This is a genomic window from Escherichia sp. E2586 (genome assembly GCF_005781105.1).
Classification (GTDB): domain Bacteria; phylum Pseudomonadota; class Gammaproteobacteria; order Enterobacterales; family Enterobacteriaceae; genus Escherichia.
The window spans coordinates 1-4806 of the sequence record NZ_VATN01000032.1 but is presented as its reverse complement, the minus strand read 5'-3'; the positions used below and the strand labels follow the sequence as shown (position 1 = coordinate 4806).

Here is a 4806-nt window from a genome sequence, read left to right as displayed (position 1 = left end):
CTGTTTTCAGGGAGGAGATCAATAGCTCTAGACAAATATTACCACCCGTCAGCACTTGTTGAGAGCGGAGAGACGTAATCTGGCCAGTCCACTAATGCTTATAAAGCCCATCGATTTCGCCCACTTTCTTTCGCCCGGTATAAAGCGCTGTCGGCATCCGAAATAATTTGTTCAGCCGTTTTTGCGGGAGCAGAACAGGCAATCCCCTGACTAACCGTAACAAATGCACTAACAGCAGATGCCTGATGCGGGATAGCTGCCAGTTTAAGTTCTTGCTTCACTCTGGCTGCTACCGCCTCAGCTTCCGGCAATGTTGCATTAAAAAGTAGGATGGCAAACTCTTCGCCACCATAACGAGCGACTATATCTTCAGGCTGGCGTATTGCTCGTTGCAGGGTGTCGGCAACTTGTATCAAACATTTATCGCCCGCTGGGTGCCCGTAGGTGTCGTTGTAGCGTTTAAAAAAATCAACATCCAGCATAATTAGGGAAAATGACGTCTCTTGTTCTACGGCATCGCGTAAAATACTATCCAGCGCCCGCCGGTTTGCCACTCCCGTTAAAGGATCGCGATGTGCTAATGCATCAAGGCGATTAATTAACTGGTTGTTGTACTTGTTTTGTTGCCATGCTTCTTCAAACCAACGTAACAAAATGAGTCGCCCACCATATAGCGCCAGTGAAAAAAGGCCCCAGATGACAGCGAAATGAACATTCACATGCTGATTGAGAACAAGACTGGCTAACGGGATGCTAAACCATAATGGAGTGATAAATGCGAGTAATGATGGCGTGTGAAAATACAGCGCAACAACGGCACTAAGCATTAATAATACACACAGAGGGTAAGCAAAAGGTAACGTCCAGTGTGCAATGAAATAAAAGCAACACCATGACCATAACAGGCTTAGAATGACCAATAGTTGCTGAATATACAGCACTTTTTTTCTGGAGATGAGCAATAAAAGGCCACTAATCAGCAGAATGCCGAAAGATGATATATCAATAGTATGTACAAGGTTTTTCTCATTAAGCCCTGAAGTCATGTCATCATTAAACAAAATACCACGCAGCAAAATCATCGATGAAAAACAGATGTTAATCAAGGCAAACCACGGCAGGCTAATCGACATTCCGCGAATAACCATATCCTGGCGATTTTTCCACGAACAATGAGCGTTTTTTCTTTTATCAGAAACCATTTCTTATAACCAGAAAAGGGCAGGAAACCTGCCCGATTTATACTGAATTTATGGTGTCACTATATTGAACCAAAACTCAAAATTATCCATATAACCTAACAGCTCGTTGAGTTTTTCCGCATTGCCGGTAATTTTGACATCTCCTTTGTCCGTGGCTTCTTTCAGCGTCTCTTCTTTCAGTACTATTTTGTTCAATACATCACGAGACAGAGTGATAGTGGCATCAGCATTCGAAGCCTCTACACCAGCGGTATGATTGAGAACACCATTTTCAAGCTCCACTTTATAGGTGCCGCCATCTTCACCAAAATCGAAATTCAACACGGCTTTGGCATCTGCCGCTTTCTCACCATTAATATGGACGGCAAGATAATCAAAGAACATCTCTGGCGTCATTGCACGCACGGTGTCAGGGCTGGCAGTATTTGGTGTTGGTAATTTTTGTACGCCGTTACGCAATTCCTGTGCGCCAGTGAGATAGAAATTACGCCACGGCCCAGATTCAGCCTGATAGCCTAACTGCTCAAGCGCATCAGCTTCCAGATTTCTCGCTGCCTGGTTGTTTGGATCCGTAAACACCACCTTACTGACAACCTGAGCAACCCAGCGGAAATTACCCTGGTCATAATCCTGTTTGGCTTTTTGTAAAATGGCATCAGCACCGCCCATATATTCGACAAATTTCTTTGCGCCTTCTTCTGGCGGCAGTTCATCAAGCGTTGCGGGGTTACCATCAAACCAGCCGAGATAAAGCACGTAAGTTGCTTTTACGTCATGACTTACCGAACCATAATAACCGCGATTCGCCCAGGTGTTAGCCAGTGAAGAGGGCAGTTTAAAGTTTGCGGCAATTTCATCACGGGTCATCCCCTGATTTGCCATACGCAGAGTTTGATCATTGATGTAGCGATACAAATCACGCTGGCTTTTAAGCAGTTTGACCACGTTATCATTGCCCCAGGTTGGCCAGTGATGTTGAGCGAGAATAATCTCGGCTTTATCACCCCATAAATTGAGCGCTTCGTTAATATATTTTGACCACGGCAGCGGTTGGCGAATTTTAGCCCCGCGCAGCGAATAGGTGTTATGAAGGGTGTGCGTGACATCTTCTGCTGTTTCGATCAGTTTCTTTTCTTCAATAAACCACAGCATTTCAGAAGGCGCTTCGGAACCTGGCGCCATCAGAAAATCATAGGTCAACCCGTCAATAGTTTCTTTTTGCCCGGTTTTGGTGATGTAGTTAGTAGGAGCAATCAACGTGACCGTTCCTGCTGAAGTGGTTGTTCCCAGTCCCGCGCCGACCTGGCCTTTAACATCAGGTTTCAATAAGTTGCCATACATATAACTGGCTCGTCGGCTCATCACATTGCCAGCCATAATATTTTCGGAAACGGCCTCCTCCAAAAATCCGGCTGGCGCATAGATTTTAACTTTGCCTGATTTAACGTCAGCTTCATCAATTACGCCGCGAACACCACCGTAGTGATCGACATGACTGTGTGTGTAGATAACCGCCACTACCGGTTTCTGGCCGCGATTTTTGTAATAGAGATCCATCCCAACTTTGGCTGTTTCTGCTGAAACAAGTGGATCAACGACGGTAATACCCTCTTTGCCTTCAATGATGGTCATATTTGATAGATCGAGGTTACGAATCTGATAGACACCTTCAGTCACTTCAAATAATCCGCTGATATTTATCAGTTGCGCCTGACGCCATAAACTTGGATTCACCGTATCAGGGGCTTTATCGCCTTCTTTGATAAAAGCGTATTGTTGTGGATCCCAGATAACATTTCCTTGTTCGCCCTTAATCACGTCCTGAGGAATAGGGGCAATAAAACCTTTATGGGCATCAGTAAAGTCAGTGTTATCGGAAAACGGCAACTGGTTATAGAGTAAATTGTTTGCTTGCTGCGTGGCTGCGGTGGCGTTTTTAGGGGCTTCCGCCGCGAGGAGAGGTAAGGAACTGGTGGTGAATAATCCCGTTATTAGCAGACTTTTAACAATATGATTAAGCTGCATCTTAAGTGTCTCCAGAATGGATTTTTATTGAGGGTAATTACGGATGAAAATTTTTAGTGAGGGCAAGAATAACTATAATGGGCGTTAACAAATTGGCAAGCCGGGAACTTGGTGTTTTCTTAATGGCATGTTGGCGAAGAATATATTCTGCAAGTTAACGTTTTCGTTGGCGCTTTATTTAAAAGGGTGTAGTACAAATATGTACAATTTCAAGTAGGCATTACTGCCGTAAAAACGCATTACCGGACACACGACATTCACAACGTGTGTTAATTTTACTGACATCTTTCAAAAGGAGCACAATCATGCCGCACATAGACATTAAATGTTTTCCGCGTGAACTGGACGAACAACAAAAAGCAGCGCTTGCTGCAGATATTACCGACGTTATTATTCGTCATCTGAACAGTAAAGACAGTTCGATAAGCATTGCGCTACAGCAGATTCAACCAGAATCATGGCAAGCTATCTGGGACGCCGAAATCGCGCCCCAAATGGATGCCTTGATAAAGAAACCTGGTTACAGCATGTAATGCTTAACCAGCCGTAACACGCTTGCCGCTGGTAACAAACGTGCCAGCACCTAAATGATGCAACGTATTGAGCTTATCATCATCAAACTGCCAGCGGCCTTCGACAAATACCTGTGCGTCTGCCGCTGCTGATACCACTTCGCCAAACAGCGTGTCGTATTTCTCTTGCGCGGAAGTCGCTGGTAGCAATCGGCACTCCATCCACGCCAGACATTTTTCTTCAACAAGTGGCAAACCAAGCACCGGACCTTTCACCACCGGAATGCCATAGCAATTAAATTTATCTTCTTCACGCCCAGATACACTTCCCACTGCCCACGTCCAGTTAGTCGCTGCAACGCCTGGGATAACGATGCCAAATTTACCGTTACGCTCAATCAACTCCCTCGTCCATGTCGATTTATCTACCACAATCGCCACGCGTGGAGGTTCAAACTCCACCGGCATTGACCAGGCTGCCGCCATAATGTTACGCCGCTGGGATTGCTCATCTAAACTGGTGATCAGGACAGTAGGGCCATGATTTAACAGACGGCTGGCATGGTGTAATTCTACGGGGATGAATCGGCTCACGGTATCGCCTCGCTAAGAAGGTTGTTTTAAAAGCGTAGCTCGTAACGCAATAAGCAACGAAATTAACGGGATCGGCGATTTGCGAACGTGATGCATGTCCGCGATCGCACAAAATAGCCTGTGCGGCGTCTATTCCAGGTTTTGACATCCTCCACGCCCTGAATGACGAGGATCCCTGCTACGTTCAGGCTGTCGCCTGAATCATTTCGGTGGGTTCCGGCTTCAACGGGCGGCCTGACTGCACCATCCCTCCACAGGCAAGAACGGCGTGTCCCGCCGCTAAAATGTTACGAGCGCCGTTTACATCGGCGTTCGCAGTATATCCACATACCTGGCATCTGAATTTACTTTGTGACAGGCGGTTCTCTTTCGCTGCATGACCACAACACGCGCAACGCTGGCTTGTGTACGCTGGCGGAACAGCAAGCACCTGACCGCCACGCCAGAGCTGCTTGTACTCAAGCTGGCGGCGC

5 protein-coding genes are annotated in these 4806 nt (G+C 46.3%); 1 reads left to right on the top strand and 4 read right to left on the bottom strand.

From position 1 onward, the window contains the following. Positions 1 to 98 precede the first annotated feature (98 nt). Both FEK50_RS22370 and FEK50_RS22365 read right to left on the bottom strand, forming a co-directional pair. Positions 99 to 1148, bottom strand: a complete 1050-nt coding sequence (locus tag FEK50_RS22370) for a GGDEF domain-containing protein (protein WP_131162601.1) — start codon at positions 1146 to 1148, stop codon at positions 99 to 101. A gap of 102 nt (positions 1149 to 1250) precedes the next feature. Further along, a complete protein-coding gene (locus FEK50_RS22365) occupies positions 1251 to 3227 on the bottom strand; it encodes an alkyl sulfatase dimerization domain-containing protein (protein ID WP_131162599.1) in 1977 nt (658 codons plus the stop codon). A gap of 305 nt (positions 3228 to 3532) precedes the next feature. Here FEK50_RS22365 and pptA point away from each other — a divergent pair, with 305 nt between their 5' ends. Beyond that, positions 3533 to 3760 (top strand): tautomerase PptA, encoded by a 228-nt coding sequence (pptA, locus tag FEK50_RS22360; protein WP_130210863.1) that lies wholly within the window; start codon positions 3533 to 3535, stop codon positions 3758 to 3760. A gap of 3 nt (positions 3761 to 3763) precedes the next feature. On the opposite strand, the gene FEK50_RS22355 is transcribed toward pptA, so the two are convergent. Both FEK50_RS22355 and FEK50_RS22350 read right to left on the bottom strand, forming a co-directional pair. Further along, positions 3764 to 4333, bottom strand: coding sequence for a flavin reductase family protein (locus FEK50_RS22355; RefSeq protein WP_130210861.1), 570 nt, complete (start codon positions 4331 to 4333; stop codon positions 3764 to 3766). A gap of 184 nt (positions 4334 to 4517) precedes the next feature. After that, a partial coding sequence (locus FEK50_RS22350) for a zinc ribbon domain-containing protein (protein WP_131162600.1) occupies positions 4518 to 4806 on the bottom strand: 289 nt, incomplete at its 5' end.